The sequence below is a fragment of the Brevibacillus fluminis genome (genome assembly GCF_052072235.1).
GTDB lineage: Bacteria > Bacillota > Bacilli > Brevibacillales > Brevibacillaceae > Brevibacillus_D > Brevibacillus_D fluminis_A.
Genome location: NZ_CM125436.1, coordinates 969767 through 996217 on the forward strand (window position 1 = coordinate 969767; position 26451 = coordinate 996217).

The following is a 26451-nucleotide window of genomic DNA, read 5'->3' on the forward strand; positions in this document are numbered from 1 at the left end:
GTCTCGCAGGAGGCGGCTGATTTTGTTCGACGCAAAAAAAACAAGCCCCCAATGCGGGGACTTGTCGGATTTACAGAACAGACGAGATCGCGGAATTGATCGACGGGCTTAAACGCAGCGTCCGCAGCAAGATGACGATCGCTTCTGCGCGGGTCGTATTTGCTTCAGGGGCGAACCGATTGTAGTCGGTTCCTTTCACCAGGCCAGCGCGGCTGATTTGTGAAATCGTATCTTTCGCCCAATGATTTTGCGTATCGGAGAAATAGACGCTGCCGTAATCAGGCAGCTCCCGCGAGTTGAGCAAGCGGGAAATGATGGTGACCATTTCGGCGCGGGTGATGTTGCTCTCCGGCTTGAAGGTGCCGTCCTGGTTGCCTTTGACCACGCCCTTGGCTGCCAATGCGGCGATGTAGCCTTTCGCCCAACTGTTTTGGGTGTCGTGGAACGTATTGCCGTACGATGCGGGATTGATCTGGAAGGCACGGCAGATCAACGCAACGAATTCTTCACGGGTAATGAATGCGTCCGGCTTGAAGGTGCCGTTCGGCTCGCCTTTTGTCAAATTCAAGCCGCGAGCCAGTTTGATCTCCTTGCGTGCCCAGTGATAGGCGGTGTCAGAAAAGTCGCTTACGCGCATCGCGTTCATGTTTTTCGCAAGCGTAGAAATGTTCCATTCCACAGAGGAGGCGTCAATGACCGAGCTGGCAAAAGGTTTGCGGCTCGAATTGCTGGAGCTTGAGCCCGAACCGGAGCTGGAGCCGCTGCTTCCTTTGCTGGAGCTGGACCGTTCCTTGTCCCGGATGTCGGAGGCGGTCACGGTCGTTTTGACTTTATCGGTTTTTCCCTCGTATTTTGCGGTAATGGTGACTTTTCCTTCTTTGTCCGTAAAGGTGACGACCCCTTTGGAGTTCACTTTCGCTACGCGCGTGTTGTCGGAGGACCATTCCACTTTCGATGAGTTGACCACCTTCGTAGAACCATCGTTGTATCTGACGCGAACCGTAAGCTCCACAGTATCGGTGTCGTATTCGAGATTTTCCCGGATGGAGATGCTTTCCACCGTATCCGAATCAACCTTGGTGGTGACCGAGTCTGTCAAACCTTTGTAGGAAGCGGTAATCGTGACACGGCCCGTTTTTCCGGTAAAGGTCACCGTCCCGTTTGTGCTTACCTTTGCGACACTCGTATTGTCCGAACTCCACGTGACCGCATTGTTGTCGACCAATACGCGGTTGCCGTTTTTATAGGTCGCGTACAGCTTTAATGGATAAGGATCTTCGTCGTACTCAAAATACGTCGTGATCGAGATGGAGGTTGGCTTTTCCCCCGAGGTGACCACTGTGCTGACAGAGTCCTTGAAGCCTTGGTATTCCGCTGTGATGGTGACGGAGCCGTCCTTACCGGTGAAGGTGACCTCCCCCTTGTTGTTGACGGTCGCCACATCCGTGTTGCTGGAACTCCAGTTGGCATTTTGCAAAATCTCGGTCGTGTTGTTGGAATAATGTCCGAGCGCAACCAGTTTTTCAGGCGTTGTGCTGTAGGAAATCGAGCCAAAAATCGTCACTTTGGTCAGATTGACCGTATTGCGGTTGACCGTCGTCGAAACGGAAGTGTTCAGACCGTTGTAGGTCGCCGTGATGGTGACGGAGCCGTTCGCGCCGGTAAAGGTGACGAGTCCGTTGGCATCGACGGTGGCGACAGCGGTACTGCTTGATGCCCACGACGCATTGGTTAGCGTTTGGGTGGAACGATCCGAATACACGCCGGTCAGCGTCAATTGAACCGGATAGTTGCTATAGGCGAATGGCGTATTGATCGCCAATGAAACGAGCTGCACGGTCGTGGGGCGATCCACGATGGTGGAGACGGAATTCGTCAGCCCGTTATAGGAGGCGGTGATGGTGACCGCGCCGTTTGCTCCTGTAAAGGTGACCTGCCCCAGTGCGTTCACTGTCGCCACAGATGGATTGCTCGATGTCCATGTGGCTCCTGCCAGCGGCTGCGTGCTGCCATTGGCATAGTAGCCGTTAACGCTGAGCGCGACCGGTGTGGTGCTGTAAGACAACGATTGCACAATCGCGATGGAAATGAGCGAAAGCGAGTTGTTCACCGTTGTCGATACGCTATGCGTTTTTCCTTGATAGGAAGCGGTGATCGTGGCGGCCCCGTTCAAACCGGTGAAGGTGACTCTGCCATTGCCATCCACCGAAGCAACGCTCGGATTGCTCGATGTCCACGTTGCGCCGCTCACGTTTTGTGCCGTGCCGTTGTTGTAGGTAGCGCGGACCGTCAGCTGGACAGGCGTCGTGCTGTAGGCTAGCGACTCGTTGATTGTGATTGCTGTTACGGTGACGGGGACGGTAACGGTGGCAGTCGCTGTTTTCCCCTGATAAGAGGCCGTGATTGTCACTGTCCCGCTTTTTCCGGTGAAGGTGACTTTCCCTTTATCAACCGTCGCGACATCTGGTGCGTTTGTTGTCCAGGATACGCTGCCGAGCACAGCTGTCGTCCCGTTCGAATATGTTCCTTTTACCGTCAATTGGACGGGCGTTGTGCTATAGGCTAACGCTTCGTTAAACGAAATGGCGGTCAAGTCGTTTTGTCCCGTCACGGTTGTCGTCACGGAATGGCGTTTCCCTTGGTATTCGGCTGTGATCGTGACGGTCCCGTTTATTTTTGTAAACGTGACCAAACCGGACGAGCTGACGGTGGCGATGTTGGGATCGCTCGTCGACCATGAGACATTTGTCAATGGTACGGGATTTGCCAGGTCGTTGTCATAAAATCCTTTCACGGACAGCTGGACAGGCATTGGATCAAAAGCGAATCCTTTTCCACCTGTGTTGATTTCGATGGATGTGAGCACGGATTTGTCTGCGATCGTGGTCGAGATTTCATCCGTTTGGCCCTGGTAGGACGCGGTAATCTTCACGGTGCCATTTTTTCCAGTAAACGTCACTTTTCCACTGGAAACCGTTGCGACGTTCGAATCGCTCGAACTCCAGGTAACTGCGGCATTATCAATGGTCGCGGTGGTTGAGTCACTGTATTTCCCTTCCACAGTGAACTGGACCTCAGACGTACCGGCGAACGCTCCTTTTATTTGTATACTTGTGAGCGTCACAGAAGCCGCAGTATCAGCAACCAGCCCCTTCCCCCAGGAAACGGCAGCCTTTGCCCCGCTAGCCGGTACAAGCACAGGATACGCAGATACCGCTTGCTGCGCCAATAAACACATACATACGAACAGTGCTATGATTCTGATCATTTTCACGTAAATCTCACCTGCCATTTTCATTTTCCCCGCCGCTGGTCTTGCCAGACATGCGGCGTTCCCCTCAAAAACATGCGATCGGATCGTACGGTAGGAGCACGATGCGATCCAATGAGCCGATTTATGCATGAATGCCGTTCGTTCACGGTATGGGAACGTGTCATTTCTTCTTTTGCAGTCGATCCTTTCCCCACATATCACCTCCCGCTAATAAGCCATTATACCATTGTTTGCCAAAGGTGGCATTGATGCGACAGAAATAGGCCGAATGAAGGAAACACCAGTCATTTCATGAAGCGGCCCGATTCTGTGAATGACATCTTAACAAAAAGATGGAAACTTTACACACTGCGTTTAAAAAACCTTAACCTTTTCTCGGTACACTCTTACTTTGATGCAAAGATATTTCGGAGGGACTCGATGAGAAGGGGAATCTATGTTGACGGACAAGCAAATACGTACAAACGGCTTCGTGAGCAGTTCAAAGTACACTCCCTTCATCTGCTGAAGGAGAGAGGTTCCGCGAGCAGATCAGAGGTCGTCTTCATTATTATCGACAGCCAGGGTGCCACATCAGCTCCCATGGTCATTCGTTACCGGCGCGCATATCCGCATGCCTCCATTGTGGTGCTGACGAACTCGCGGGATGAGCAGGATCTGGTCAATGCCTTGGCCTTCGGAGCGGATGACTATCAGGTGAAGCCGTGTTCCGAGCGGGAGCTGGCGACCCGCATTCGTGTCATCCTCAAGCGTAAGGAGGCAGCCCGCCATGTTCCAGGCCCTTACATTCATTTGGATATGGAAGCGCGTTCCTTTGAATGGGGAGGGTACTCCTTGCAGTTGACCCGGATTGAGAGCAAGCTGTTGGAACTCTTGGTCAAAAGCCAAAAGAAGATCACAAGCCGGGAGCAAATCATTCATTCCGTTTGGGACAATCGCATCCAAGCAACCAGCAAGGTCATCGATGTGCACATTTGCAATTTGCGCAAAAAGCTGGGGGAGGCATCGAACGGACAGCTTTGGATCAAGACCGTGACGAACAAGGGCTTTTATCTGAGCGGTTCTGATATGAAGGGCGACTAAAGAAAGTGCATTTTTTCCCAGTAAATGATTTACACAATTCTAACAATGATTAACAAATACCAATATTTTCATTAATATTCGCGCTGTACAGTAAAGCCATGGAATCATGATGCTTGTTCATATGGAGGAGAATCGATGAAACGTTTTGTCACTGGAGTCATTCTTACGTCTGCACTGGCAGTCTCTTTGCCAGTTGTCACCCCGGGATTGGTTCATGCTGCCGAAGCGGCCAAACCAGCTGCTGTCAACGCGAAAACAGCGGCTGCAGCGCCTGTCAATGTGTTAGCGGGCTTCAGCAGTACGCCTCGCTGGATCGGTGCCAGCACGATTCTGGTCACACACATCACCGAAGAGGGCAAACAGGACTTCACGGTCCAGGTTCCAGCAGGTACATACGCGCCGGTCGTTGGCGGCACAAGCGATGCAGCTGATCTGGTGATTTCCCCGGACGGAAAATACGCGGCATATACCAATGACGCCAACCTGGTGTTCATCGTCGATTTGGCTGCCCACACGGCAAAGCAAGCGAGCGAGGACAAAAGCTACAAGGCTGATCTGCAATGGTCCAAGGACGGAAGCAAGCTCTACTTTATCCAAGGGGATAAAGCAAACGTAATTGCACAGATGACGGTTGCCGACGGTAAAGTGAGCGCCGTGCTTGATGACAAAGTCAATTACAAATCCGATCTGCAGGTTTCCGAGGATGGCAGCAAATTGGTGTACATCGTTGAGAAAGACGGCACGCTGACGGCTGATTCGGTCAAGGAAAACAATGTGGAATCCGTCGAGCAGGCGAAGGTGGAACTTGACCTCGCTGGCACAGAGCCGCAGCTCTTCGTATTTGATACGACGGTTAAGGATGGCAAAGCGTTACAGCTGACAAGCAAATCCGATAACAAATCGTTCGTCACGCTGCTGCACAATGGGCGCGTTGCTTATGTGAGCGCGGATGTGGAAAAAGAAAACCAGCCTTCTGTATTGAAAGTGGTCACGACGGACGGAAAAGAAACAAAAGACCTTTTGACTGACTTGAACGTGCTGCAAAGCACCGGAACGCCAGATGGCCACCTGTTTGTCCTGGCTGCCGATAAAGCGGGCAAAAAAGCGGTGTACCAAGTGGATGGCGCAAGCGGCGTAAAAGTGAAGAAGTGGGATGTACCGGATGCAACGATCCAGGTTGTCGTTTCTGCCGATGCCAAGCAAATCGCGGTAACCCAAGCAACCGCAACAGGGGAAAAAGTAGCAGTTTTGTCTGGCGGCAAATTTGTTGACGTAACGAAATAATAGGTGTGAGAAAGGGAGTTATTGTCCATGAAAATGTTTAAAAAGCTTACGTTTTTGGCTGTTACGGCAGCCCTCTTGATCGGTTCCGCAGGCGGTTTGGCTCCAACTGAAGCGAACGCGGCTGCTACAGGCAAAGTGGTTGTGGCTGGCTCGACAGCTCTCTTGCCTTTGACCAAACAGGCGGCGCTTGAATTCAAAAAGCTCAACCCGGCAGTTTCGATTCCGGCTTCCGGCGCAGGTTCGGTCACAGGGCCGCAATCCGTGCAAAAAGGCATCGCAGACATCGGGGCGTGCGACTGGGATGCGTCGACAGACGTACCTGGCTTCAAGAAGTTCCCCGGGTTGGTTGCCCACAAAGTAGCTGTTATCCCATTTGCCACGATCGTCAATAAAAACGTATCGGTCAGCAACTTGACCAGCGAGCAGCTGCAAGGCATCTTCTCCGGCAAAATCACCAACTGGAAAGAGGTCGGCGGCGACAATGCACCGATCGTCGTCGTAAACCGCGCTTTCGGTTCCGGCACACGCGTTAACTACCAAATCAAAGCGCTGAACAACAAAGAGTTCATGAAGAGCGGCGCGAACTACAAAGAAGTGAAATCCAGCGGTGACATGTTCACAGCGGTCAGCACAACGCCAAACGCAATTGGCTACATCGACCTGGTGTATGTAAAGGCGGATGTAAAAGCGCTGAAATTCAACGGCATCGATCCAACCGTCGATAACGTTATCAACAAAAAATACCCAATCTGGGCTTATGGCTACTACATGACAAAAGGCCAGCCAACAGGTGCAACAAAAGCATTTATCGATTACGTACAAAGCGCTGCCTTCCAACAAGGCTCTTTGAAAAAAATGAAATTCATCCCGATTGCCAGCATGAAATAAGCAAAAATCGCTTGTTCACGATCAGCCCCTGTAGTGCACATGGGGCTGATCGCGTTTCCAAGTCAAGCGGTCACCCGCGTGGTTACATAGCAGGAGGTAGGTGTCATGGAGAAAGTAGTTGAAAAAGCGCCGGTCAAACCGCGATCGTCCTTGTCCCTGGAGCAGGGCAAGAAGACATCGTGGCTGGATCGCACCGTTCGCACCCGCATTTCGGATCGGCTGTTCAAGCTCTTTTGCCTGGGGAGCGGATTCATCCTTTGCGTCGTTCTTTTTACAATCATTTATTTCGTCGGCAAAACAGGATTTCTCACCTTTCAGGAAGTACCGCTCACGACCTTTTTGTTTTCCTCCGAATGGGTGCCGGAAAACAATCAGTTCGGTGCATTTCTCTTCATTTTCGGCACGCTGGTGCTGACGGCGCTGACCTTGTTGATCGCGACGCCGCTATCGCTCGGGATCGCCATCTTTTTGTCGGAAATCGCACCGGCCTGGGTCAAACGCATTCTGCGTCCCGTACTCGATCTGTTGGTCGGGATTCCGTCGGTCGTATATGGCTATTTGGGCTTGACCGTCTTGATTCCGTTCATCCGTGAAGTGACGGGGCAAGAGATGGGGGACGGGATTTTGGCAGCAGCGCTCGTTTTGGCGATCATGGTTTTGCCCACGATCACACGGATTAGCGACGATTCAATCAGCTTCGTTCCCGGGAAATATCGTCACGCGGCCTATGCGCTCGGCGCAACGCGCACGCAAATGATTTTTGGCGTCGTCCTGCCTGCGGCGCGAAAAGGGATCGTAACGGCAATCATCCTGGGGATGGCGCGCGCGCTGGGCGAGACGATGGCGGTGGTTATGGTGATCGGCAATACGGCGCAGCTGGCGACAGGTTTGTTTGTGCCGACATCGGTCTTGACGAGCAACATTGTCATGCAGATTTCCAATGTGCCGTTTGATTCCACGTGGAACTATTCGTTGTACATGATGGCCTTTTTGCTCTTGTTCCTTTCTCTCGTGTTGATTGCCATCATTCGTCTGATTCGCCCCAAAGGAGAGACTGCGTAAATGAGCAAACAAGTGCTTTCTCGCAAAAACGGCTTTTCCCGCTTTCTTGACCGCATGGCGACCCTCTTGTTCTGGGGGATGGGGATCGGGGCGATCACGCTGGTCGGCTGGCTGCTTTATACGATTTTGAGCAAAGGCTTGCCTGCGATCACGTGGGATTTCTTGATCAAGCTGCCGGAAGAGATTGATGCCGGCGGCGGTATCGGGCCTGTCTTGTTCAACTCTTTTTATGTCCTGGCGCTATCCTTGCTGTTTTCGCTGCCAATCGGCATCGGGGCGGGGATTTACCTGGCGGAATACGCGCCTGCCAATCGGTTAACGGGCTTCATCCGCATGTGCGTGGAAAGCCTCGCATCGGTGCCGTCGATCGTCTTCGGCTTGTTCGGCTTGGCGCTGTTCGTCGGCTACTTCCAGGTCGGCCTCACTATCATCGGCGGTGCTGTCAGCCTGGCGTTTCTCAATTTGCCCGTGCTGACGCGGGTGACGGAAGAATCGATCCGCGCGGTGCCCAAAGAACTGCGCGAGGCTTCCTATGCGATGGGAGCCACCAAATTTCAATGCATCCGCACGGTCGTCCTGCCAGCGGCGCTTAGCGGCATCATCACAGGGATTTCCCTTGTGGCCGGGCGCGCGTACGGGGAGTCTGCCGTGATTATCTTGACAGCGGGAACGACGACATCTGGGGCGATGTGGGATTTCTCCCTGTTTTCGCCAGGGGAGACGCTGGCGGTCCATCTGTGGTATGTCCAATCGGAAGCGATCGTCGAGGACGCGCGGGAAATCGCGGACAAATCGGCCGCCGTTCTGGTGTTTGTCGTGCTGTTGCTTAATTTCCTCTTGCGAATTCCGGTGTGGATCAGCGAACGCAAATTCAAAATGCGCTAAGGAGCGACTTGTACTGTGCCAATCATAGAAGTGAGAGATTTGGACTTGCATTATGGAAAGCATCACGCGTTGAAAAAAATCCGGATGGACATCGAGGAGCGGAGCATCGTGGCCTTGATCGGGCCGTCGGGATGCGGAAAGTCGACATTTTTACGGACATTGAACCGGATGAACGACATGATCGCCGGGGTTACGATCAGCGGTCAGGTGAAAATTTCCGGCGTGGATATTTACCAAACCGAGATCGGCACCGAACTGCTGCGGAGAAATGTGGGCATGGTGTTCCAGCAGCCTAATCCATTTCCGAAAAGCATCTATGACAATGTCGCCTACGGACCGCGGCTGCATGGGATTACGAAGCGTTCCACACTCGATGAAATCGTCGAGACCAGCCTGAGAAAAGGCGCGCTGTGGGATGAGGTAAAAGATATGTTGAAAAAACCGGCGTACGGCTTATCGGGCGGGCAGCAGCAGCGGCTGTGCATCGCCAGGGCTTTGTCGATCAACCCGGAAATTTTGCTGATGGATGAACCGACGTCCGCTTTGGACCCGATTTCGACCGCCAAAATTGAGGAGCTGCTCGGCGAATTGCAAAAGGCATATACGATCGTGATTGTCACGCATAACATGCAGCAGGCGGCACGCATCTCGCATTCCACCGGTTTCTTTTTGAACGGCGAGCTGGTTGAGTATGATCGGACTTCCAGCATCTATCAAAACCCTGTCGACAGACGCACGGAAGATTATATTTCTGGGCGATTCGGATAAGAAAAAGCGCAGCGGTCATCGGGAATATGCGGTGATGGCTGCGCTTTTTTTATTGCATGGAATGAATGGTTCAGTTTGCGGTTCGGCGCAGATTGCGCAGCTGTGATTCATGATCCAGGGTACGATAGGAAAGGGTGGCGAGCATGTCGTTCTGCCGGAGTTGACCGGTTTTCAGCTCAGCGACGTCTTGTTTAAGCTCGGCAACTTCGGTTTTCAAAATAGCGACATCTTGTTTAAGCTGCGCCACATCGGTTTTCAGCTCGGCAATATCTGCTTTCATTGCGCGCATGTCAACCTCAATCGCAGTCACTCTCCCCTCGATTTTCGCTACCGTACGTGATAAAACTTCCATTTCCGCCCGGATCTCTTCCTGGCCATCTCGCAGTGAGCAGACGATCTGTTTTAGCTCGTCCAAGACTTCAAGCCGTTTGAGAATGAGGGCAAGCATCGTTTCGGACATCAGCCATCCTCCTGTCCAATAGTCATATCCATTATCAGCATAGCATAAGACAGAGGACTTCATTGTAAAATTTGCGGGACAAAAACGTGCGGGGAAAATGTTAAGGAACTTCATAGATTCCTTACATTCGTTGCAGAACTTTTCTAATGCCTCTTATGCATAATGATGCCGGGAGTTATACATTCAGGGGGCGCAACAATGATCGAGAGCATTCTTGTACCAGGTGTCATTTTGTATGCAATCTGTCAGGTCGTGGGACAGTGCGATTCTTTGACGGGATTGCCGAATCGCACCCGGCTGATCAAGCAGTTAAACAAACTGGTTCATAAAGCAAGGCGAAAAGATGCGGGCATTGCTGTCGTCATGCTGGATTTGGACCATTTTGATCGTATCAACGAAGCGCGAGGCAGCTTGTTTGGAGATGAACTGCTACGCAAAATCAGCTATATCTTGCAGCGATATGTTAAAGAGGCGGGAACCGTCAGCCGGATCGGCGCGGACCGCTTCGGCATCATCTTTGAAGATGTCGCGAGCAAAAACGAGCTGGCCCGACAGGTGGAACGCATTTACGGGCTTTTTTCAAAAGGATTTTTCGTCAAGGGAATACCGGTGAACGTGACGTTCAGCGCGGGAACAGCGCTTTATCCATACAATGGCGACAATGGCCTCGAGCTGTTGAAGAATGCGGACACGGCGCTGCTGCAGGCGAAAGAAACGGGGAGAAATCATGCGCTGCACTACTCCGAGGAAATGAACGAGGCGGTCAAGCGCAGAGCGATGCTGGAGGAACACATCGGCGGCGCCTTGCAGCGGAACGAATTTGTTTTATCCTTCCAGCCGCAATTTGCGCTGCCTGGCGGAGACATCCGTGGCTTTGCAGCATCGATCCGGTGGGAACACCCGCAGGCAGGTGCGGTATTGGCCGATGAGCTTCTCCCGCTCGCAGCCGGTGCCGGGTTGATGCGGGAGATTGAGGCGTGGATGCTCAAAGAGGCATGTGAAAAAAACAGAGAAATCCGGAAGCTGCATCTTCCGAACTCCGTCATCGCCATCCCGATCTCGCTCCACTCACTCAAGCAGCCGGCTTTTTGGGAAGAAGTGAAGCGTGTGCTGCGGGCAACCGGGATGACGCCCGATTCGCTCGTGTTGGAAGTGAGGGAGCATGAGCTGTGCGCGGATGGAGACGTTCACAGCGAGCTGGGGGAGGAGCTGCGCGCGATCGGCGTGACGCTTTGCCTGGCCGATTTTGGCAAAGGCTATGCATCGCTTCATTCATTGAAGCTGCTGCCTCTTCATCTGCTCAAAATCGATCCGCTCTTCATCGGGGAAATCGGCGCAGACAAAACCGGCAAAACGATCGTCCAGTCGCTGATCGCACTGGGGCACAAGCTCGGGTTGCCCGTGATCGCCGCTGGTGTGGAAACGTATGAGCAGCTCCATTATTTGCGCGCGCTCGGCTGCGATTACATGCAGGGAAGCCTGGTGAGCAAGCCGCTCCCGTATGAAGAGCTGCCGCATTTGTTCGCCATCCTTCGATACAAGCCGCACGCGCTCAAATCACAAGCATCTGAAAACGGGTAAAAAGCAGGGGCTGACAACGCCCTGCACAAAAAAGACGACCTTAAGGCAGGCCGTCTTCTTTCCATTGAATCGTTATTCCATTTCGCGAAATTCGCAGTCTTCCAAGCGGACCACTTTCGTCTTTTTCACCCATTTGTAAATCAGCCAGGTCAAGAGGAACAGCGGAAGTCCGATATAGGAAACCAGGACGCCGTTCCAATCGATTTCACTGCCGGTAAAAGCGGTGTAGTTTTGGCCGATGATGACGATGCAGCAGACGATAAACGCAAAGATCGGTCCGAACGGGAACCATTTCGCCCGGTATGGCAGCGCCGACAAATCGCGTCCTTGCAGCTGATACGCCTTGCGAAACCGGTAGTGGCTGACCGCGATGCCGAGCCAAGCGATGAAGCCGGACATCCCGGACGCATTCAAAAGCCAGATGTAAACCGTGCCGTCACCGAACAAGGAAGCGAGAAACGCTGCCATGCCGATTACGGTGGTGACGAGAAGCGCGTTGATCGGAACACCGCCGCGGTTCAGCTTCATGAACCATTTCGGAGCTTTGCCGTCTTTGGCCAGTTCGAACAGCATGCGAGTCGATGCGTACATGCCCGAGTTCCCTGCCGACAGGACGGAGGTAAGAATGACCGCGTTCATGGCGGAAGCGGCGAACGCGAGTCCGGCTTTCTGGAAGACAAGCGTGAACGGGCTCATCGCCACGTCCTCAATGTTTCCGTTCACCAGGTTTTCCGTCGTATACGGAATCAAAAGACCGATGACGAGAATGGCGAAAATATAGAAGAGCAAGATGCGCCAGAAGATTTGGCGAATCGCTTTCGGCACGTTTTTGCGCGGGTTTTCGCTTTCCCCTGCGGCGATCCCGACCAGCTCGGTTCCCTGGAACGAGAAGCCTGCCACCATGAAGATGCCGAGAATTGCCATAAAGCCGCCGTTGAACGGCGCATCGCCAACGGTGAAGTTTTTGAAGCCGACCGCTTCGCCGCCCATGATGCCGAAAATCATCAGCACGCCCAGTACGATAAAGACAATGACAGTAACCACTTTAATCAGGGCAAACCAATATTCGGCCTCGCCGTACGCCTTGACGGACATGTAGTTCAAAGCAAACATCAGAAGCAAAAACAAGGCGCTCCAGACAAGTGAAGGGACAGACGGAAACCAGAATTTCATGATGAGTGCGCCTGCTGATATTTCGACGGCGATCGTAATCGCCCAGTTGTACCAATAATTCCAGCCAAGTGCAAATCCGAGCGACGGATCGACGAATTTGGTGGCATAGGTGGAGAAAGAGCCGGCTACCGGCATGAAGGTCGCCATTTCGCCCAGGCTCGTCATCAAAAAGTAAACCATGACGCTGATGGCCAGATACGCGACGAGCGCGCCGCCCGGTCCCGCGTCGTGAATGGAAGCGCCGCTTGCCAAAAACAAGCCGGTTCCAATGGAGCCGCCCAGCGAAATCATCGTCAGGTGGCGCGCCTGCAGACCGCGTTTCAGCTGCGGTGCGGTGCCAGTAGTGTGTCGTGGTGCTTGCGGTGTTGCCATGTGAGTACGGTCACAACCTCTCAAATAGATTTTGTTGCTGAGAAGGAGGCCGGAGCAATAAAAAATACCGTTATCAAAGGATAGAACGGTATCGTTACAAATCCCCACCAAACCTTCACTGAAGATAGCACAACACGTCTGCTTCAGGCGTAAAGCAAACGTGACAGTTCTGCCCCTTTCGAGTGCAGCCCCAGCCCGCTTGTCCAGAGCGACAAGCAAGACTTCGGCGGCGTTTCCTTTCTATTGCAGTCTCTGATCTTTCTCTGGACCTCGTGCAACATACTGATAAAAGCCGCGACCTCTACCTCATCGAACGTGATGAGGATAAAGCTATGCATTTGTATGTAAAAAAGTATATCCGAATTAAAATATTTTTCAATAGAAATAATTAGGATGCTGGCTGCTGCCGATTCATGATGAACATGGTAAAGCCCTCCTGCTTGTCTACCAGGAGGGCAGCTTTTACTTTTCTTCTTCAAACGAAAGCTCCGGCGGTTCTTTCCGGAAGAAATCGGTCAGAAAGAACAAGTACACGATTCCGATGACCGCCCAGATGCAGCCGAGCGTGATGGCATGAATATCGAGGTTGACCAAAAGCCACAAATCGAGCAAGCCGCCGATCAGCGGGATCAACAGATAGCGGAAAAAGTTGCCGCCGCCGCGCTGGCGCTCCTTCACATAATAATGTCCGATGACCGAAAAATTGACGAACGTAAACGTCACGAACGCACCGAAATTGATGAAGGATGTGGAAGTGGAGACGTCCATGACCAAAGCCAGCAGCCCGATGATCGCAATGATGAACAAATTGAAGAGCGGGGTTTTGTATTTCTCATAAATAAACCCGAAAATCCGTTTTGGCAGCACCGAGTCGCGTCCCATGGCAAACAGCATGCGTGCCGCGCTGGCTTGCGCCGACAAGCCGGAGGCGAATTGGGCGGTGATCAGCCCGGCGATGAAAAGCGCGCTGAACAAGTTGCCGCCGATAAATCGGGCGATCTCGAAGCCGGCTGAATCGATATCGGCGAATTTGGTGTAGTCCGGGAACACCAGATAGCTGAAATACGAGGCGACGATAAAGATGGCCCCGCCGAAGAGTGCGATCAGCATGATGGCGCGCGGGATGGTTTTTTCCGGATCGATCGTTTCCTCGGACAGCGTGGAGACCGCGTCAAAGCCGAGGAAGGAATAGCAGGCGACCGCCGCACCCGCGAGCACGGTCGTAATTGGAACCTGTCCGTTGAAGAACGGATCTGCCGAAAACAGCGTGCCCATTCCTTTTCCGTGCAGCAAGCTGTAAATCGAGAAAATCAGGAACAGCAAAATAACGAGAAATTGAAACAGCATCATGAGAAAGTTGACATTGGCCGTGACTTGAATCCCGATCATATTGATGGCCGTGGTGATGATAATGAAGGCGATGATCCAAATCCAGGTCGGTACCGTAGGAAACGCGGCCTGCAAATAGACGCTGCCGATCAGCCAGATGACCATCGGCAAAAAGACGTAATCGAGCAGGACGGACCAGCCGACCAAAAAGCCGAGATTGGGATGGATTGACTTGCGCGTATAGGTGTAAGCGGAGCCGGATACCGGATAGGCTCGTACCATCTGCCCATAGCTGTAGGCCGTCACCAGCATCGCGATCAGCGCGATCACATAGGCGGTGGCAACCAGGCCGTGCGTTGCTTCAGCCAGCACGCCATAAATGCCAAAAACGATCATCGGGGCCATATAGGCCAGTCCAAACAAGACAAGCGGAGTCAAGGTCAATGTCCGCTTGAGTGAAGAAGAATGATTCTGTTCCATCAAGGCTCATCCTTTCCGAGATTAGGTGCGCTTCAAAGAGGTCAACAATGATTGCCGAATCGTCGGGTGCAGGTTGCCCGCATAGTTCAGCTTCGTATCTTTCTCGCTGTTGAGGGAAAGTTCTGTCGTCTGTACATCTTCTTTATCCCCCATGTGCAGGACGATTCTGCCTTCATGGTCTACCGCCATGCTGTGGCCGAAAAAGATCAGATCACCTTCCGTGCCCAGCCGGTTGCAAATCGCGAGGGGAACTTCATTCTCCATCGCGCGGCTTTGCATGTAGATGTTTTGGTAGTTTTGATACGGCACCATGTTTGCGGTGCTGACCAGGATCAGCTCCGCACCGTTCAAGCGCAAGAGCCGGGCTACCTCCGGGAACTCCAGATCGTAGCAGATCATCATGCCGATTTTTCCGTGCCTGGTTGAAAAGACGGGCCACTCGTCGCCCGGCGTGAAATAATCCAGTTCGGAGCTGAAGAGATGGGTTTTGCGATAAACGCCCGCGATCGTCCCGTCCTCGTCAATGTAGGCGCTCGAAATATGAAAGCGGTTGCCATTTCGCTCAGGAAAGGAGACCAGCGCGGCGATGCCCAGTTCTTTGCACCGTTCCTTAAACGTTGCAAGCGACGGGCCTTCCGTCGTTTCCGCAATCGTTTCCAGCTGCTCGCCGACCGAATAGCCGGTAAGAGCGAGTTCAGGAAAAATGACGAGGTCGGCTTGCTGCGTTTTGGCTTGGTTCAGGTAATGGGTCATGAGATGAATGTTCGCTTCTTTGTCCCCGAGGTGCGGGGCAAATTGAGCCATGGCGATGCGCATGGATGGACCTCCTTCTTGGTGGGAATGAAACGCAAGTGTTTTTGCGTCTATCGTGCTTGTCTTGCATAAATGCAAGCGCTATGCCAAAAGCGGAAGGATTGATTTCATCACGTTTTTTGCTACAATGAACATATCATTTGATGAAAAAAATCATCAAATTGTAACTTGATTGCGTTTGTTGGCTTTAATATCAATAACTACGCGAACATTCATGAAAATTATCATCAAAGATGAAAAAAATCATCAATTCTTGCAGGAGAGAAGAGGGCAGGAGTGCCAATGGTCCATTCAACCAATCTGATGGTGATTTACGTCGACCATCACAATCACGTGCTGAGCTGCCAAGGGGAAGCGGCAGATGTGTTCGGGATTTCGCCGGAGCCGTTCGCAGCACCCGGCATGCATGTCATGGAGCTGCCGTGGGAGCGCGTCGTCGAGGCTGCTCCCAATTTGAACAACGCTTTGACGGTTATGCACACGCCGAGCGGACGCACGCTTCTCTTGTCCATCGTCAAGCTTCCCCGGCAGGTGATGACGCTTGATTATTTGCTGGTCATCAGCAGGCTGGACACGATCCGGATCGAGCCGAATGAAGAAGAGCGACTTCAGCTTGAACATCATGCGCTGATTCGCTCGCCAAAAATGAAAAAAATCATTGATATTATACACAAGATCGCCAATGTTGATTCGACCGTGCTTTTGCTAGGCGAATCGGGTGTCGGCAAGACCATGCTGGCGCGGATGATCCACCATGTTAGCTCCCGGAGCGAGCGGCCGTTTGTGGCAGTGAATTGCGGGACGCTGCCCGACAGCCTGATCGAAGCGGAGCTGTTTGGCTATGAGGCGGGCACTTTTACCGGCGGCAAGGCTGAGGGGAAACGGGGGCTTTTGGAGACAGCCGAAGGCGGCACGATTTTTCTCGATGAAATCGCCGAGCTGCCCTATCATGTGCAGTCGAAGCTGTTGGAGGTGCTGCAGGAGAACACGTTTCGCAAAGTCGGCAGCGTGGAAGTGAAAAAGGCGAATGTTCGTATCGTGGCCGCGACGAACAAGGATCTCAAGCAGCTGGTCGCGCAAAAAAGCTTCCGCGAAGACTTGTATTACCGCCTGCATGTGGTGCCGCTTACCATTCCGCCGCTGCGCGAGCGCCGGGAGGAAATCGTACCGCTGGCCCAGCTGTTTGTGGACACGTTCAACCGACGGTACGGCCGCCAGTTTTTCCTCTCGCAGCAGGTGCAGGAGTCTTTGCTTGCGCATGGGTGGCCAGGCAATGTTCGCGAGCTGGAAAACATGATCGAGCGAATGGTCGTTACGTACAGTGAAGATACAGCAGAGCTGTGGAAGGAGACAATCGTGGAGACAATCGGGTCTTGCGATTCGGGCTTTTCCCTTGAATTGCCAGGCAAGCAGCTGCCATCCTTGAAGGAAGCCAAGAAGCAGTTGGAGAAAGAGTTGATCTTGCGCGCCTACGATTTGTACGAAAATACGTACCGCGCCGCAGAGGCACTGCAGGTGGATCAGTCGACCATCGCCAAAAAACTGAAGGAATACCGCCGGGAGGACGCTACTGGCGCGAGTAAAAGGAGTAAAAAACGATGAGCACAATCTCGATTGCGCTGGCCCAGCTGCGCTGCGAACTGCGGAACAAGGAGCTGAACTTGCAGCGGATTTTGCAGGCATTGGAGGAGGCTGCCGAGAAAAAAGCGGACTACGTCCTTTTTCCCGAGCTTTATTTGACCGGTTATGATATGAGCGACCAGCTGCCGCTGATGGCGGAAAGCGAAGACGGGCCCAGCATCATGCGGATTCGCGAGCATGCGAAACGATTTCGGGTGGGTGCGATCGTCGGCTTCCCCGAGCGGGAAGGAGAAAAGCTGTACAACTGCGCTCTGTTCATCGGAAAACATGGAGAAATCGTCGGCAAATACCGCAAAGTTCATTTGTACCACAAAGAGAAGGAATGGTTTGCGCCAGGCGACACCCTGCCGGTTTTTTCTTTACCGGAGGGAAAAATCGGCCTCATGATCACCTATGACATGGAATTTCCGGAGGCGGCGCGGGTGCTTGCGCTCGGGGAGGCCGACCTGATCCTGGTGCTTGCCGCCAACATGATTCCATACCAGCACTATCAAGACATTTATCTGCATGCGCGGGCATTGGAAAACCACCTGTTCACGGCAGCGGCAAACATGGTCGGTCTGGACACCGAAAACGTCTTTTTTGGCGAAAGCCAGATCGTAAACCCGAGCGGTTTCACCGTTTACAAAGCGGGCAACAACGAAAGCATTCCCGTTTGCATGCTCAATCTGGAGGAGATCAACCAGGAGCAGCCGCTGCTTGATTATTTGAACAACCGGCGCACAGAGGTGTATCAAAAGGAACAGCGTTAGTAGACGATCTGTGAGTAGATGAGAAAATGAATGATAAGGATGGGAAGCCAGTGGGGAAACAACTGACCAAATCCAAACAACCGACAATGACGACCGCTGAACGAAGCATTGCAGCAGCCGCTTGTCTTGGGCAACTGACCAAGCATGAATTGACGAAAATACGCATGAACTGGGGGCTGAAAGGCGCAAGCTCACTGAAAAAGGACGAGCTGGTCGCGGCGCTCTGCCAAGCGCTGCCGGATGCGCTGCCAGCCCAATTCAACACGCTGGACGAAACGGGCTACAGGTTGCTCAAAAGAGCGGCGGAGCGTGGAAGAATCACCATCAATCATTTGTCGCCAGCGCGAGTCGACTTTTTTGCGGAGAGGGGATTGTTATTTTGGCAGCGGCACGGTGACAAAATGGCGCTCGTGATGCCGACGGAAGCGATCGCTTGCTTCAAAGCGGGGGATTCTGCAGCCTATCGGGAAAAAATCCGCGCGAATACGGAATGGATCAAGCTGGCGCAGGGCTTGGTTTTTTACTATGGCTGTCTGGAAACAAGCCATCTGATCGAGATGGTTCAGCGGTATAGCGGAATGCAGTTGTCCATGGAAGATTGCTCCGTGCTTTTGAAGGGGGCGGAAATTTTATACGATGAAATCCAGATTGAAGGCACTACCGTTTCAAACGTGCTTGTAGATCGTCCGCAAGATGTTCTGGCACAACATCGAGCGAGGCCTGATCTTGACTATTATCCGTTTAGCAAGGCGCAGCTGCTGCAAGCCGGGGAGCCGGGATATGAGGACCGCAATGCCAGCTTCCGGTCTTTTGTCCAGTTTATCAAGGCGAATTATCAGGTAACGACTCTGGAGGCAGAAGAGCTGGTTGGGGAGTGCGTGTACGACATCCAGCTGGGCGTTGCTGTGAACGACATTATGGCTGTGCTCCAGTCACAATTGGAAATCGATGATATCGGGCTCCTGCATGGCTTCATGGGCCAACTGGCGGCATTGAACAATGATACGAGACAATGGGCGCTCAAAGGATATACACCGAACGAGCTTTCCTCGCACCAGCCTCGACACAGCGCAGCTACCGCACTGTCTTCCCGGAAGGTCGGGCGAAATGATCCGTGCCCATGCGGCAGCGGCAAAAAATTCAAGAAATGCTGTCAGGCATGATCCCTTCCGGATGCTGGTCAAACCGGCAATCGGCCGCAGGCATCTGCACGATTGCCTGGATGACGGGCTGCCGCATCGTGACGGTCGGCGTCCACTCCGCAAATTCCACCTTTACCACGAACCGAGGCTTTGTCCAGACGGCGTCCCGGCTTTGTTCCGGCTGGTTGACAAACGGCTTGTCGGGCAGGGGGGCCATGTTTTGCTCCAGCTTGCGCCACTCGTCTTTGCCGATTTTTCCGATCCCCGCATTGCCGATATAACGAAAATCTCCTTTTGCGTCAAACAGCCCGAGCAGGAGCGCGTTCATCATGCCATTGCGCCTGGTGAATCCGCCGATCGCGGCATAATGGTCCAAAAAGATTTTTTTCTTTTGCCAGCGCTTATCCTTCCCGTTGATCGCGTATGTGCTGTTCAAATCTTTGCAGACGATTCCTTCCATCCGATGCTGTTTCATCACCGAGTAAAGCGCATCTGCATCTGTCACGTTTTGCACGATCTGGACATTCGGCTGAGGGATAATGATGTCTGCAAGCAGCTGCTGCCGCTCTTTCAGCGGCTTTTCCGTCACCCAGACGCCATTTGCGTACAAGAGGTCAAAGATCATATACGTGACGGGCGTTTGCCTGACCGCCAGCGGGATTCTCTGTTCCTTGCGCAGACTGTCCCGCTTCATGATTTCGTGAAAAGAAGGGCGGTCGCTGGCAAACGCAATGAATTCGCCGTCGAGAATGACCGAGGATGCGCGGCAATACCGGGAGATGTCCAGAAATTCGGGGTACTGCATGGTGCGGTCGTTTAATTTGCGGTTGACCAGCCGCACTTCCTTTCCATCAAAATAAGTCATCATCCTGACGCCGTCCCACTTGATTTGCGCCACCCAGTCAGAGCTTGTCGGCAGCGCACTGACGGTTACCGGTTCAAACGGAATGACAGGCTTTAGTTCCATACACTTTCGCCTCCGCAATCGCTTCGCTCTCGTCATGGTTCCCGAACAGCGAGGAAAAAACACGCCAAATCGCCCGCTCCCCTTATTTTGCAAAGGAAGCGGGCGATATTTTGTCACACGTCGTCACATGCGCAGATCACGGACGCGTTCCCAGTTGCGGTTGCCGTCATACAGGCCGCCCCGCTCACCGCGTTCGGCGATCAGCTGGGAAATTCCTTCGACATGGTCGCCAATGATGCGCGCGACCGCCGGTGCATAGCCAGCAGAGGAAAAATGCTGGTCAGGGCGAATCCGGTTGAGCAGATCGACATCGACCCGATGGACGTTGCGGACATAAAGGCCAGCCAGCGTGCCTTTCACCTGCGCCATCGTCGGGGAGAGCAGTGGCAGCCACCCGATGGTATCCACCGCGCGACGGCTGAGTGCATGCGGGACGGCGACCATGGAGCCGACACCCAAGTCTTTGCGGTCGAGCGCCAGATTGACGGCGTATTTCAGTGCGGTCACGATATGCAAGGGAAAGCGGAGATTGAGGTAATAATCGAGATCGTTCAGGGCAATATCTGTCCCCGTCGCGATCGCGTGGCAAAAAGGGAACAAGTCTTTTGGTGGCAAGGCGAAATCGCCGTCAAGAAAGAGGAGAATCTCGCCTTGCGCCATTTTGGCTCCGACAGCCCTGCCGACGTCGTTGCCAAGTGCATCCGGATAGACGACGGTCTTTGCGCCGAGCGAGGAGGCGATTTGGGCGGTGGCATCGGTGGAGCCGTTCACGACCACGATGATTTCCAGTGGCTCGATTTTTCTCGCTTGGCGGATGACCTCTCCGATCGTCTTCTGCTCGTTTTGCACCGGAATGATCACCGAGAGCTGTTTGCCATGATAGAGGCTGGAGGTAACGCCCCAGCCTGCGGACGTAACCGGGATGTCATCGAGTCCGGCGGCAAGGCGCTGCATCAAGTCTCTGCGTCGTCCGCCGTCCATGAAGCCTCCGCGTGGGTCCTCCAGCACCGCGGCCAAAGCGGCAACGTGATCGCCGATCATGCGCTTTTCGGCACGGGGCAATCCCGGTTCGGTATGACCGTGCTCCAATGGACGGAAGCGATTGGGCGTAATCACATCGATACTCATCTCGTGGGCGATCCGCAGCGGGCTTTTCATGAGCAGGGCTTGCGCAAGCAGCGGGTTGGCAAGCGATTGAACACCGATTTGCGCAAGCGCCTCCCGCGTCATGGCGTGCGGCACCGACAAAATGCAATCGATAACCAAATCTTGCCGCCCCAGTATTTCATTGAACACTTGCCGCCAGACGGTAATGGTATGTGGGCAGTGCTTTTTGTGAAAAAACGCATTGAAGTCATTTAACACCACGTCAGCCGCACCTTGGTGAAGCGGGGCGAGGAAAGCTGCCAATGTATCAGCTGCGATGGCAAAATCGGCATCCAGAAACAGCAGGATGTCCCCTTTTGCCGCAGCTGCGCCTACCGCTCGGCCGACATCGTTGCCGAGCGGCTCCGGGTCGCTGATGAGCGTGCATCCGAATCGCCTGGCAATCTCTTCCGTGCCGTCGGTGCAACCGTTCGCCACCACAATGATTTCGAAGGGCTGCAAGGAAGCGCAGGAGGCGAGCACAGCCGGCAGCGTCGCCGCCTCATTGCAAACCGGGATGATGATGGAGACCGTTTTTGTCCGATCAGCTGGAGATGGCATCTCTTCAGTCCGCCTTCCTGTGCAAGTCGTTTGCAAACCAGGAGATGGTCTGGCGGAGTCCTTCCTCAAACGGCACGGCTGGATCGTAGCCAAGCATCTGCTTCGCCTTGGTCAAATCAGCGACCCGTTTCGGAATTTCCTCGAAACCAGCAGGGTAAATCTGCTCGAAAGGGACGTAACGGATTTCTGACGAAGACTGCGCCAGCGATTTGACCAGCAATGCCAGATCGCTGATCGTCACTTCATGCGTCGAGCCGATGTTGATGATTTCCTGATTCGCTTCCGGGCGCATCGCGGCGATCGTGGCATCGATCGCATCGGATATATAGGTGAAGGAACGGGTTTGCGTGCCATCGCCGTAGACCAAGAGCGGCTTCTGTTCCAAGGCTGCCCGGATGAAGCGGGGGACGACGCCGCCATAAGGACCTTCCTTGGCGCGCGGGCCATACACATTGAAGTAGCGGACGACGGTAACCGGCAAACCGCGAAGGCCATACGCCAGGCAAATCGATTCCTCAAATGTCTTTTCCACCGCATAGGTCCAGCGCATTTTGGAGGCAGCTCCATAAACGCGGTCCATCTCTTCAGAAAATGGCGGCGTTCCTTTTCCATAAACTTCAGAGGTCGAGGCAAAGATCACTTTTGTCCCATGGGCAGACGCATGCTTCAAAATGTTCATCGTTCCGTGAAGATTGGTTTCCATCATCTCGAGCGGCCGGGTCACGGTTGTCTTTACGCCGAGAATGGCTGCCATGTGAAAGACTACGTCATGCTCTGCCACCAGTTTGGCAATCAGCGCTTCGTCGACGATGCTTCCTTCCACATAGGTGATTCCTTCCGTATTTTGATCCCAGTAGGAACGTTTGCCGCGGTAATAATTGTCGAGCACGGTCACTTGATGACCGAGTTCGCGCAACCGGTCGGAAAGGTGAGAACCGATAAAGCCAGCTCCGCCTGTCACCAAACAACGCTTCTGCTCCTTCATGGTGTATCACTCTCTTTCGCGTTAAGAATCCCTCGGGTGTCGATGACATATTTGGCGTGTTTTTGGACCATCTGCCAATCGATGACGCTATGGTCGGTCAGAATAATCACTACGTCTGCCTTGCGAATGAGGTCATCGGTGAGGGGCCGGGAGTTGTGGTTTTGGTCCTCGATTGCAACCGAGGCAACGTACGGGTCGTGATAGCTGACCTGGATGCCTTCTTTCAGCAGCAATCGATAAATTTCCAGGGCGGGAGACTCGCGAACATCGTTCACATCGCGTTTGTATGCCAAACCGATGAGCAGGACCGACGAATGTTCAGCCACGGCCTTCACTTGTTTGACGATTTCGGCTGGCATGCTGCGGTTGATTTTGTCCGCCTCTTCGATCAATGTGCTGAAGAGGCCGAATTCTTTCGCTTTCCACTGAAAATAGAGCGGGTCGACCGGGATGCAATGCCCCCCGATCCCAGGTCCCGGCGTATACATGGTAAAGCCGAACGGTTTGCTTGCTGCAGCTGCAAGCGCTTCGCGGAAATCGATATTCATGTGGCGGCAGATCAGGTGAATCTCGTTTACGAGCGAGATGTTCACCAGCCGCTGGACATTTTCGAATATTTTGGTCATTTCAGCGACCTTTGGCGAACTGACGGGAACGATGGTATCGAAAATCCGGCCGTAAAAAGAGGCGACCTTTTGCAAGCAGTGAACGGTTTGCCCGCTCACAACTTTTGGAATCTGTTCGAGACGATACTGCGTATTGCCCGGGTCAATCCGCTCGGGCGAATAACCGAGATAAAAATCAACGCCAAGCTGCAGCCCTGCTTTCAGCAGAATGGGCAAGATCACATCCTCCAGCGTGCCGGGGAATGTAGAGCTTTCATAAATCACCGTTTGCCCTTTTCGCAAGTGGGTGCAGATATATTCCGTCGCGCTGATCAGGGCGCTCAAATCCGGTTTTCGGTCGTGTTCGGTAACGGGTGTGGGGACGGTGACGATGATCGTGTCCGCCTTTTTGATTGCATCAGTCGGCAAGGATGCCGAAAACAGCTGCTGTTCCATGAGTGCGGCAAGTTCAGCTGAGGATACATCCGGAATGTAGCTGGTTTTTTTCGCAAGGAGGTCGATTTTTTTCTGATCTTTATCAATTCCCAGAACGTCACATCCCTTGCTACCCATGAGAAGCGCCAGCGGCAAACCTACGTAACCAAGGCCAATGATCGCAACGGTGTCATGCTGTACAGTCAACTAGGTTCCCCTCCTTAGAGTAGCTATGATTTGACGGTCACGTTCACCGTCAGAAAAACCTCCCCGGCTATTTGTCATTTGCAATAAATAATGCAGTGCTTCCAGGTGATCCCCGGTAATCCGATCAAAAGCCGATGTCAGCGTGTCATCCATTTGATGATCTTCGCGGACGCGGTTTGGATGAATGACATCGACACCATGCACAGCTTTTATCGTAAAACCGGCTAACTGGGCATGTGCTTGCGCCAAAGGAGGAATCATCAGTTTGTCAAACCCGATCGTATCGATGACTCTGCGGTGCATCGCATGCGGCACCGCCGTCAGCGAATTATTCAACAGGTCGGGTCGTTTGAGTGAAAGGTTCAAAAAATATTTCAGCGAGCTGATGGCATCAAGCGGATGAAAGGCATCGAGCAAATGCTGCAGGTCATTCAGGGCGACATCCACGCCGTTCTCGACAGCTTCAATGAAAGGGACAAGCTCTTTCGGGGGAAGGACAAAATCACCATCAACAAACAAACAGATGTCCCCGGTGCTGTAGGCTGCCCCAATCGCCCGTCCGACATTGTGGCCGAGCGGGGACGCGAATGGCAATACGATCGCGCCTGCATGGATCGCACGCTGGATCGTTTCGCCGTCGGCACCGTTGGCAACGACGATGATCTCGTCGATTCCAGCCAGTTGCAGTGACTCGATGACCCCGGCGATCGTTTCCTTTTCTTCCATGACCGGAATGACGGCGCTTCTTTTTGCTTTTTGCCGCTGCGTTTTATTTGGTGGCTGGTAATGCTGCAAAAACAGGCGGTTTCGCGTTTTGTCGGCATAGCCGCCGCGCGGCCCTTTTTGGCTGATGACGCGTTGGATGCCAAGCAGATGGTCACCCATGATGCGGTCGGTGGTTACCGGAAAAGGGGAGCCTGGCCTTTTTTGCATGTGTATGGGACGAACGCGATTGCGTGTGATCACATCCACGGATGCGGGCGCAGTCCATGACAGTTTCTTTTCCGAAATCAATGCTTGCGCCAGTACAGGATCGGCGAGATTCCACCAGCCGATCGCTTCCACCGCGCTCTTGCTCATTGCATGAGGGATGGCGAGAAGAGAATTGACGGAAATCAGCCGCTTGGTGATCCAATTGAACGCAACCTTTGCCACCGTCGTGGTATGAGGGCGTATGGGCAAATGGGCCGACCAGTTCAAATCGTTCAGCGCGACGTGCATGCCGCGTTCAATGGCTTCCACAAAAGGCAGAAGCTGATCGTGCGGGATCGGGATATCCCCGTCCAAAAACAGCAAACCGTTATGTTTGGCGTGGAAGGCACCGATCGCTCTGCCGACATCGTTCCCCAAGCTTTGCGGAAAAAGAATCGTAATGCACCCCAGCGAATCGAGCAGCGTTTTTGTCTCGTCTGTCGAGCCGTTCAAAACAACGATGATTTCCGCTGGCTCCAATTTCTTCGCTTCCAAGATAACCTGCTGAATCGTCTCTGCCTCATTCTGAGCGGGAATAATAACAGAAAGGTCTCTCATTAGAACGAGAAAACCCGGACGTGGCTGATGGAACCGACCGCAATGGATTGTTGCTCGGGCGGACCATACTGTGGCGCTGTCGTAATCACAATGCTCCCGCTCGACACTTGTGTGAGGATACCCGCGTAAACCGCGGAACCAGCGACAATTTGAACTTGTCTGCCAATTATCTGGCGTAATGCTTGTAAAAACGTCATGTATATCACTCCCCATATTGTTGATTTTAGGCGGCACCAATGGAGATGGCGCCGCTGAATGGCACGATCACCTGTGAGTTCGGCGATTCCTCGACCACGACGTAATCCACGTTGACTTCCGTCAATGTGCCGGTCACCGTTCCTCCAGTCGTGGTGATTTCAACCTCTTGTCCGAGATATTCTCTGGCGATTTGACCGAATCCGGCGCCAGGCGAAAGGATACCGGTCAAATATTCCGCGAATTGGGGAGAATACAAGACACTCTCCAATTCGGTTCTTACAATTTGCGGTACGGTCTGGTTGATCGCTTGCTGGACTGCGCTGCGAACCTCGGCTGCGATGACTGGCAGCAACTCCTTCTGCGACTCAAAGATTTCTTCGCGAACGGCGCGAACCAACGTTTTGCGCAGGCGATATTCGAGTTCCTCAAATCCTTCACGAATCTCTCTTTTTACCACTCTTTCGATGCATTTGCATTTGTGCCCCTTCAATCGATTATGGGCAGCACCTTTCGACTTGCCTCCTGAAAAAGACAGCCGAGCTTTGCCAGATAAGCAAAATTTCATACGGCAACTCCCATCCTTTCCTATTAATTTTGTTTCATAACCGTAATCAATTTATTGAACGAAGCATCATTTTGTCAGGGACAGACATGGAAAGTGGCAAAAAATAGACGAAAACTGCTAGGAAAACCATCCATTTTCATAGTTTTATTTCATGGGACACGCCCCCGTGTTGCCAGCAAAAAATAATCGCGCGACGTCGACATAGGATTGCGTGGATTGCCAAACGATAGTAAGGGAAGAATCACAGGCGGAATGGGAGAGATGG

The 26451-nt window shown here is 53.1% G+C and carries 21 protein-coding genes and 1 riboswitch; of the genes, 10 read left to right on the top strand and 11 right to left on the bottom strand.

Going from position 1 to position 26451, the window contains the following annotated elements; all coding sequences use genetic code 11:
* Positions 1-70: 70 nt before the first annotated feature.
* The gene (locus tag ACTID9_RS05160; RefSeq protein WP_441072423.1) at positions 71-3268 is read right to left on the bottom strand and encodes an Ig-like domain-containing protein; all 3198 of its coding nucleotides are present in this window, start codon (positions 3266-3268) and stop codon (positions 71-73) included.
* A 426-nt stretch (positions 3269-3694) separates the two neighbouring features.
* On the opposite strand from ACTID9_RS05160, the gene ACTID9_RS05165 reads away from it, so the two are divergent.
* From ACTID9_RS05165 to pstB, 6 genes are all read left to right on the top strand, one after another.
* Positions 3695-4357, top strand: coding sequence for a response regulator transcription factor (locus ACTID9_RS05165; RefSeq protein ID WP_441070178.1), 663 nt, complete (start codon positions 3695-3697; stop codon positions 4355-4357).
* 135 nt (positions 4358-4492) lie between these two features.
* Positions 4493-5641 (top strand): TolB family protein, encoded by a 1149-nt coding sequence (locus ACTID9_RS05170; RefSeq protein WP_441070179.1) that lies wholly within the window; start codon positions 4493-4495, stop codon positions 5639-5641.
* Positions 5642-5668: 27 nt separating this feature from the next.
* Positions 5669-6529 (top strand): phosphate ABC transporter substrate-binding protein, encoded by an 861-nt coding sequence (locus ACTID9_RS05175; RefSeq protein ID WP_441070180.1) that lies wholly within the window; start codon positions 5669-5671, stop codon positions 6527-6529.
* 105 nt (positions 6530-6634) lie between these two features.
* Positions 6635-7591 (top strand): phosphate ABC transporter permease subunit PstC, encoded by a 957-nt coding sequence (gene pstC, locus ACTID9_RS05180; protein ID WP_441070181.1) that lies wholly within the window; start codon positions 6635-6637, stop codon positions 7589-7591.
* On the top strand, positions 7592-8476 hold the full coding sequence (gene pstA, locus ACTID9_RS05185) for a phosphate ABC transporter permease PstA (protein WP_441070182.1): 885 nt from the start codon (positions 7592-7594) through the stop codon (positions 8474-8476). It begins immediately after the preceding gene.
* Between the two features lie 15 nt (positions 8477-8491).
* Entirely contained in the window at positions 8492-9244 is a 753-nt protein-coding gene (gene pstB / locus ACTID9_RS05190) for a phosphate ABC transporter ATP-binding protein PstB (protein ID WP_441070183.1), read from the top strand.
* Between the two features lie 70 nt (positions 9245-9314).
* On the opposite strand, the gene ACTID9_RS05195 is transcribed toward pstB, so the two are convergent.
* The gene (locus tag ACTID9_RS05195; protein WP_441070184.1) at positions 9315-9704 is read right to left on the bottom strand and encodes a hypothetical protein; all 390 of its coding nucleotides are present in this window, start codon (positions 9702-9704) and stop codon (positions 9315-9317) included.
* Positions 9705-9902: 198 nt separating this feature from the next.
* On the opposite strand from ACTID9_RS05195, the gene ACTID9_RS05200 reads away from it, so the two are divergent.
* A complete protein-coding gene (locus ACTID9_RS05200; protein WP_441070185.1) occupies positions 9903-11285 on the top strand; it encodes a putative bifunctional diguanylate cyclase/phosphodiesterase in 1383 nt (460 codons plus the stop codon).
* Positions 11286-11357: 72 nt separating this feature from the next.
* Here ACTID9_RS05200 and ACTID9_RS05205 read toward each other — a convergent pair whose 3' ends face one another.
* From ACTID9_RS05205 to ACTID9_RS05215, 3 genes are all read right to left on the bottom strand, one after another.
* Positions 11358-12830 (bottom strand): amino acid permease, encoded by a 1473-nt coding sequence (locus ACTID9_RS05205; protein WP_441070186.1) that lies wholly within the window; start codon positions 12828-12830, stop codon positions 11358-11360.
* 117 nt (positions 12831-12947) lie between these two features.
* A riboswitch (Lysine riboswitch) is annotated at positions 12948-13142 on the bottom strand.
* A 150-nt stretch (positions 13143-13292) separates the two neighbouring features.
* On the bottom strand, positions 13293-14639 hold the full coding sequence (locus ACTID9_RS05210) for an APC family permease (RefSeq protein ID WP_441070187.1): 1347 nt from the start codon (positions 14637-14639) through the stop codon (positions 13293-13295).
* 21 nt (positions 14640-14660) lie between these two features.
* On the bottom strand, positions 14661-15455 hold the full coding sequence (locus ACTID9_RS05215) for a carbon-nitrogen hydrolase family protein (RefSeq protein ID WP_441070188.1): 795 nt from the start codon (positions 15453-15455) through the stop codon (positions 14661-14663).
* 279 nt (positions 15456-15734) lie between these two features.
* Between ACTID9_RS05215 and ACTID9_RS05220 the strand changes: the two genes are divergently transcribed.
* Genes ACTID9_RS05220 through ACTID9_RS05230 form a run of 3 tightly spaced genes read left to right on the top strand, consistent with a single transcriptional unit; the run spans position 15735 to position 19008 of the window.
* Positions 15735-17054: a sigma-54 interaction domain-containing protein gene (locus ACTID9_RS05220; protein ID WP_441072425.1), complete on the top strand. Its 1320-nt coding sequence runs from the start codon at positions 15735-15737 to the stop codon at positions 17052-17054.
* Positions 17051-17845 (top strand): carbon-nitrogen hydrolase family protein, encoded by a 795-nt coding sequence (locus ACTID9_RS05225; protein ID WP_441070189.1) that lies wholly within the window; start codon positions 17051-17053, stop codon positions 17843-17845. Before ACTID9_RS05220 ends, ACTID9_RS05225 begins: the two co-directional genes overlap by 4 nt.
* A 50-nt stretch (positions 17846-17895) precedes the next feature.
* On the top strand, positions 17896-19008 hold the full coding sequence (locus ACTID9_RS05230; protein ID WP_441070190.1) for an SEC-C metal-binding domain-containing protein: 1113 nt from the start codon (positions 17896-17898) through the stop codon (positions 19006-19008).
* Here ACTID9_RS05230 and ACTID9_RS05235 read toward each other — a convergent pair.
* The 6 genes from ACTID9_RS05235 to ACTID9_RS05260 all read right to left on the bottom strand — a co-directional run bounded on the left by ACTID9_RS05235 (position 18986) and on the right by ACTID9_RS05260 (position 26186).
* A complete protein-coding gene (locus ACTID9_RS05235; RefSeq protein WP_441070191.1) occupies positions 18986-19954 on the bottom strand; it encodes an ATP-dependent DNA ligase in 969 nt (322 codons plus the stop codon). The genes ACTID9_RS05230 and ACTID9_RS05235 overlap by 23 nt on opposite strands.
* A 123-nt stretch (positions 19955-20077) precedes the next feature.
* On the bottom strand, positions 20078-21661 hold the full coding sequence (locus ACTID9_RS05240) for a glycosyltransferase family 2 protein (protein WP_441070192.1): 1584 nt from the start codon (positions 21659-21661) through the stop codon (positions 20078-20080).
* Between the two features lie 4 nt (positions 21662-21665).
* Positions 21666-22646: an NAD-dependent epimerase/dehydratase family protein gene (locus ACTID9_RS05245; RefSeq protein ID WP_441070193.1), complete on the bottom strand. Its 981-nt coding sequence runs from the start codon at positions 22644-22646 to the stop codon at positions 21666-21668.
* Positions 22643-23893 (bottom strand): nucleotide sugar dehydrogenase, encoded by a 1251-nt coding sequence (locus ACTID9_RS05250; protein ID WP_441070194.1) that lies wholly within the window; start codon positions 23891-23893, stop codon positions 22643-22645. The genes ACTID9_RS05245 and ACTID9_RS05250 overlap by 4 nt, the downstream gene beginning before the upstream one ends.
* Positions 23894-25423 carry a glycosyltransferase gene (locus ACTID9_RS05255; protein ID WP_441070195.1) on the bottom strand — a complete coding sequence of 510 codons (1530 nt, stop codon included), beginning with the start codon at positions 25421-25423 and terminating at the stop codon, positions 23894-23896.
* 223 nt (positions 25424-25646) lie between these two features.
* On the bottom strand, positions 25647-26186 hold the full coding sequence (locus ACTID9_RS05260) for a DUF2642 domain-containing protein (RefSeq protein WP_441070196.1): 540 nt from the start codon (positions 26184-26186) through the stop codon (positions 25647-25649).
* Between the last annotated feature and the right edge of the window lie 265 nt (positions 26187-26451).

Coding starts and splice junctions, on each gene's coding strand:
- ACTID9_RS05160 (WP_441072423.1), bottom strand. CDS start 3,268: ATGATCAGAATCATAGCACTGTTCGTATGTATGTGTTTATTGGCGCAG.
- ACTID9_RS05165 (WP_441070178.1), top strand. CDS start 3,695: ATGAGAAGGGGAATCTATGTTGACGGACAAGCAAATACGTACAAACGG.
- ACTID9_RS05170 (WP_441070179.1), top strand. CDS start 4,493: ATGAAACGTTTTGTCACTGGAGTCATTCTTACGTCTGCACTGGCAGTC.
- ACTID9_RS05175 (WP_441070180.1), top strand. CDS start 5,669: ATGAAAATGTTTAAAAAGCTTACGTTTTTGGCTGTTACGGCAGCCCTC.
- pstC (WP_441070181.1), top strand. CDS start 6,635: ATGGAGAAAGTAGTTGAAAAAGCGCCGGTCAAACCGCGATCGTCCTTG.
- pstA (WP_441070182.1), top strand. CDS start 7,592: ATGAGCAAACAAGTGCTTTCTCGCAAAAACGGCTTTTCCCGCTTTCTT.
- ACTID9_RS05195 (WP_441070184.1), bottom strand. CDS start 9,704: ATGTCCGAAACGATGCTTGCCCTCATTCTCAAACGGCTTGAAGTCTTG.
- ACTID9_RS05200 (WP_441070185.1), top strand. CDS start 9,903: ATGATCGAGAGCATTCTTGTACCAGGTGTCATTTTGTATGCAATCTGT.
- ACTID9_RS05205 (WP_441070186.1), bottom strand. CDS start 12,830: ATGGCAACACCGCAAGCACCACGACACACTACTGGCACCGCACCGCAG.
- ACTID9_RS05210 (WP_441070187.1), bottom strand. CDS start 14,639: ATGGAACAGAATCATTCTTCTTCACTCAAGCGGACATTGACCTTGACT.
- ACTID9_RS05215 (WP_441070188.1), bottom strand. CDS start 15,455: ATGCGCATCGCCATGGCTCAATTTGCCCCGCACCTCGGGGACAAAGAA.
- ACTID9_RS05220 (WP_441072425.1), top strand. CDS start 15,735: ATGGTCCATTCAACCAATCTGATGGTGATTTACGTCGACCATCACAAT.
- ACTID9_RS05225 (WP_441070189.1), top strand. CDS start 17,051: ATGAGCACAATCTCGATTGCGCTGGCCCAGCTGCGCTGCGAACTGCGG.
- ACTID9_RS05235 (WP_441070191.1), bottom strand. CDS start 19,954: ATGGAACTAAAGCCTGTCATTCCGTTTGAACCGGTAACCGTCAGTGCG.
- ACTID9_RS05240 (WP_441070192.1), bottom strand. CDS start 21,661: ATGCCATCTCCAGCTGATCGGACAAAAACGGTCTCCATCATCATCCCG.
- ACTID9_RS05245 (WP_441070193.1), bottom strand. CDS start 22,646: ATGAAGGAGCAGAAGCGTTGTTTGGTGACAGGCGGAGCTGGCTTTATC.
- ACTID9_RS05255 (WP_441070195.1), bottom strand. CDS start 25,423: ATGAGAGACCTTTCTGTTATTATTCCCGCTCAGAATGAGGCAGAGACG.
- ACTID9_RS05260 (WP_441070196.1), bottom strand. CDS start 26,186: ATGAAATTTTGCTTATCTGGCAAAGCTCGGCTGTCTTTTTCAGGAGGC.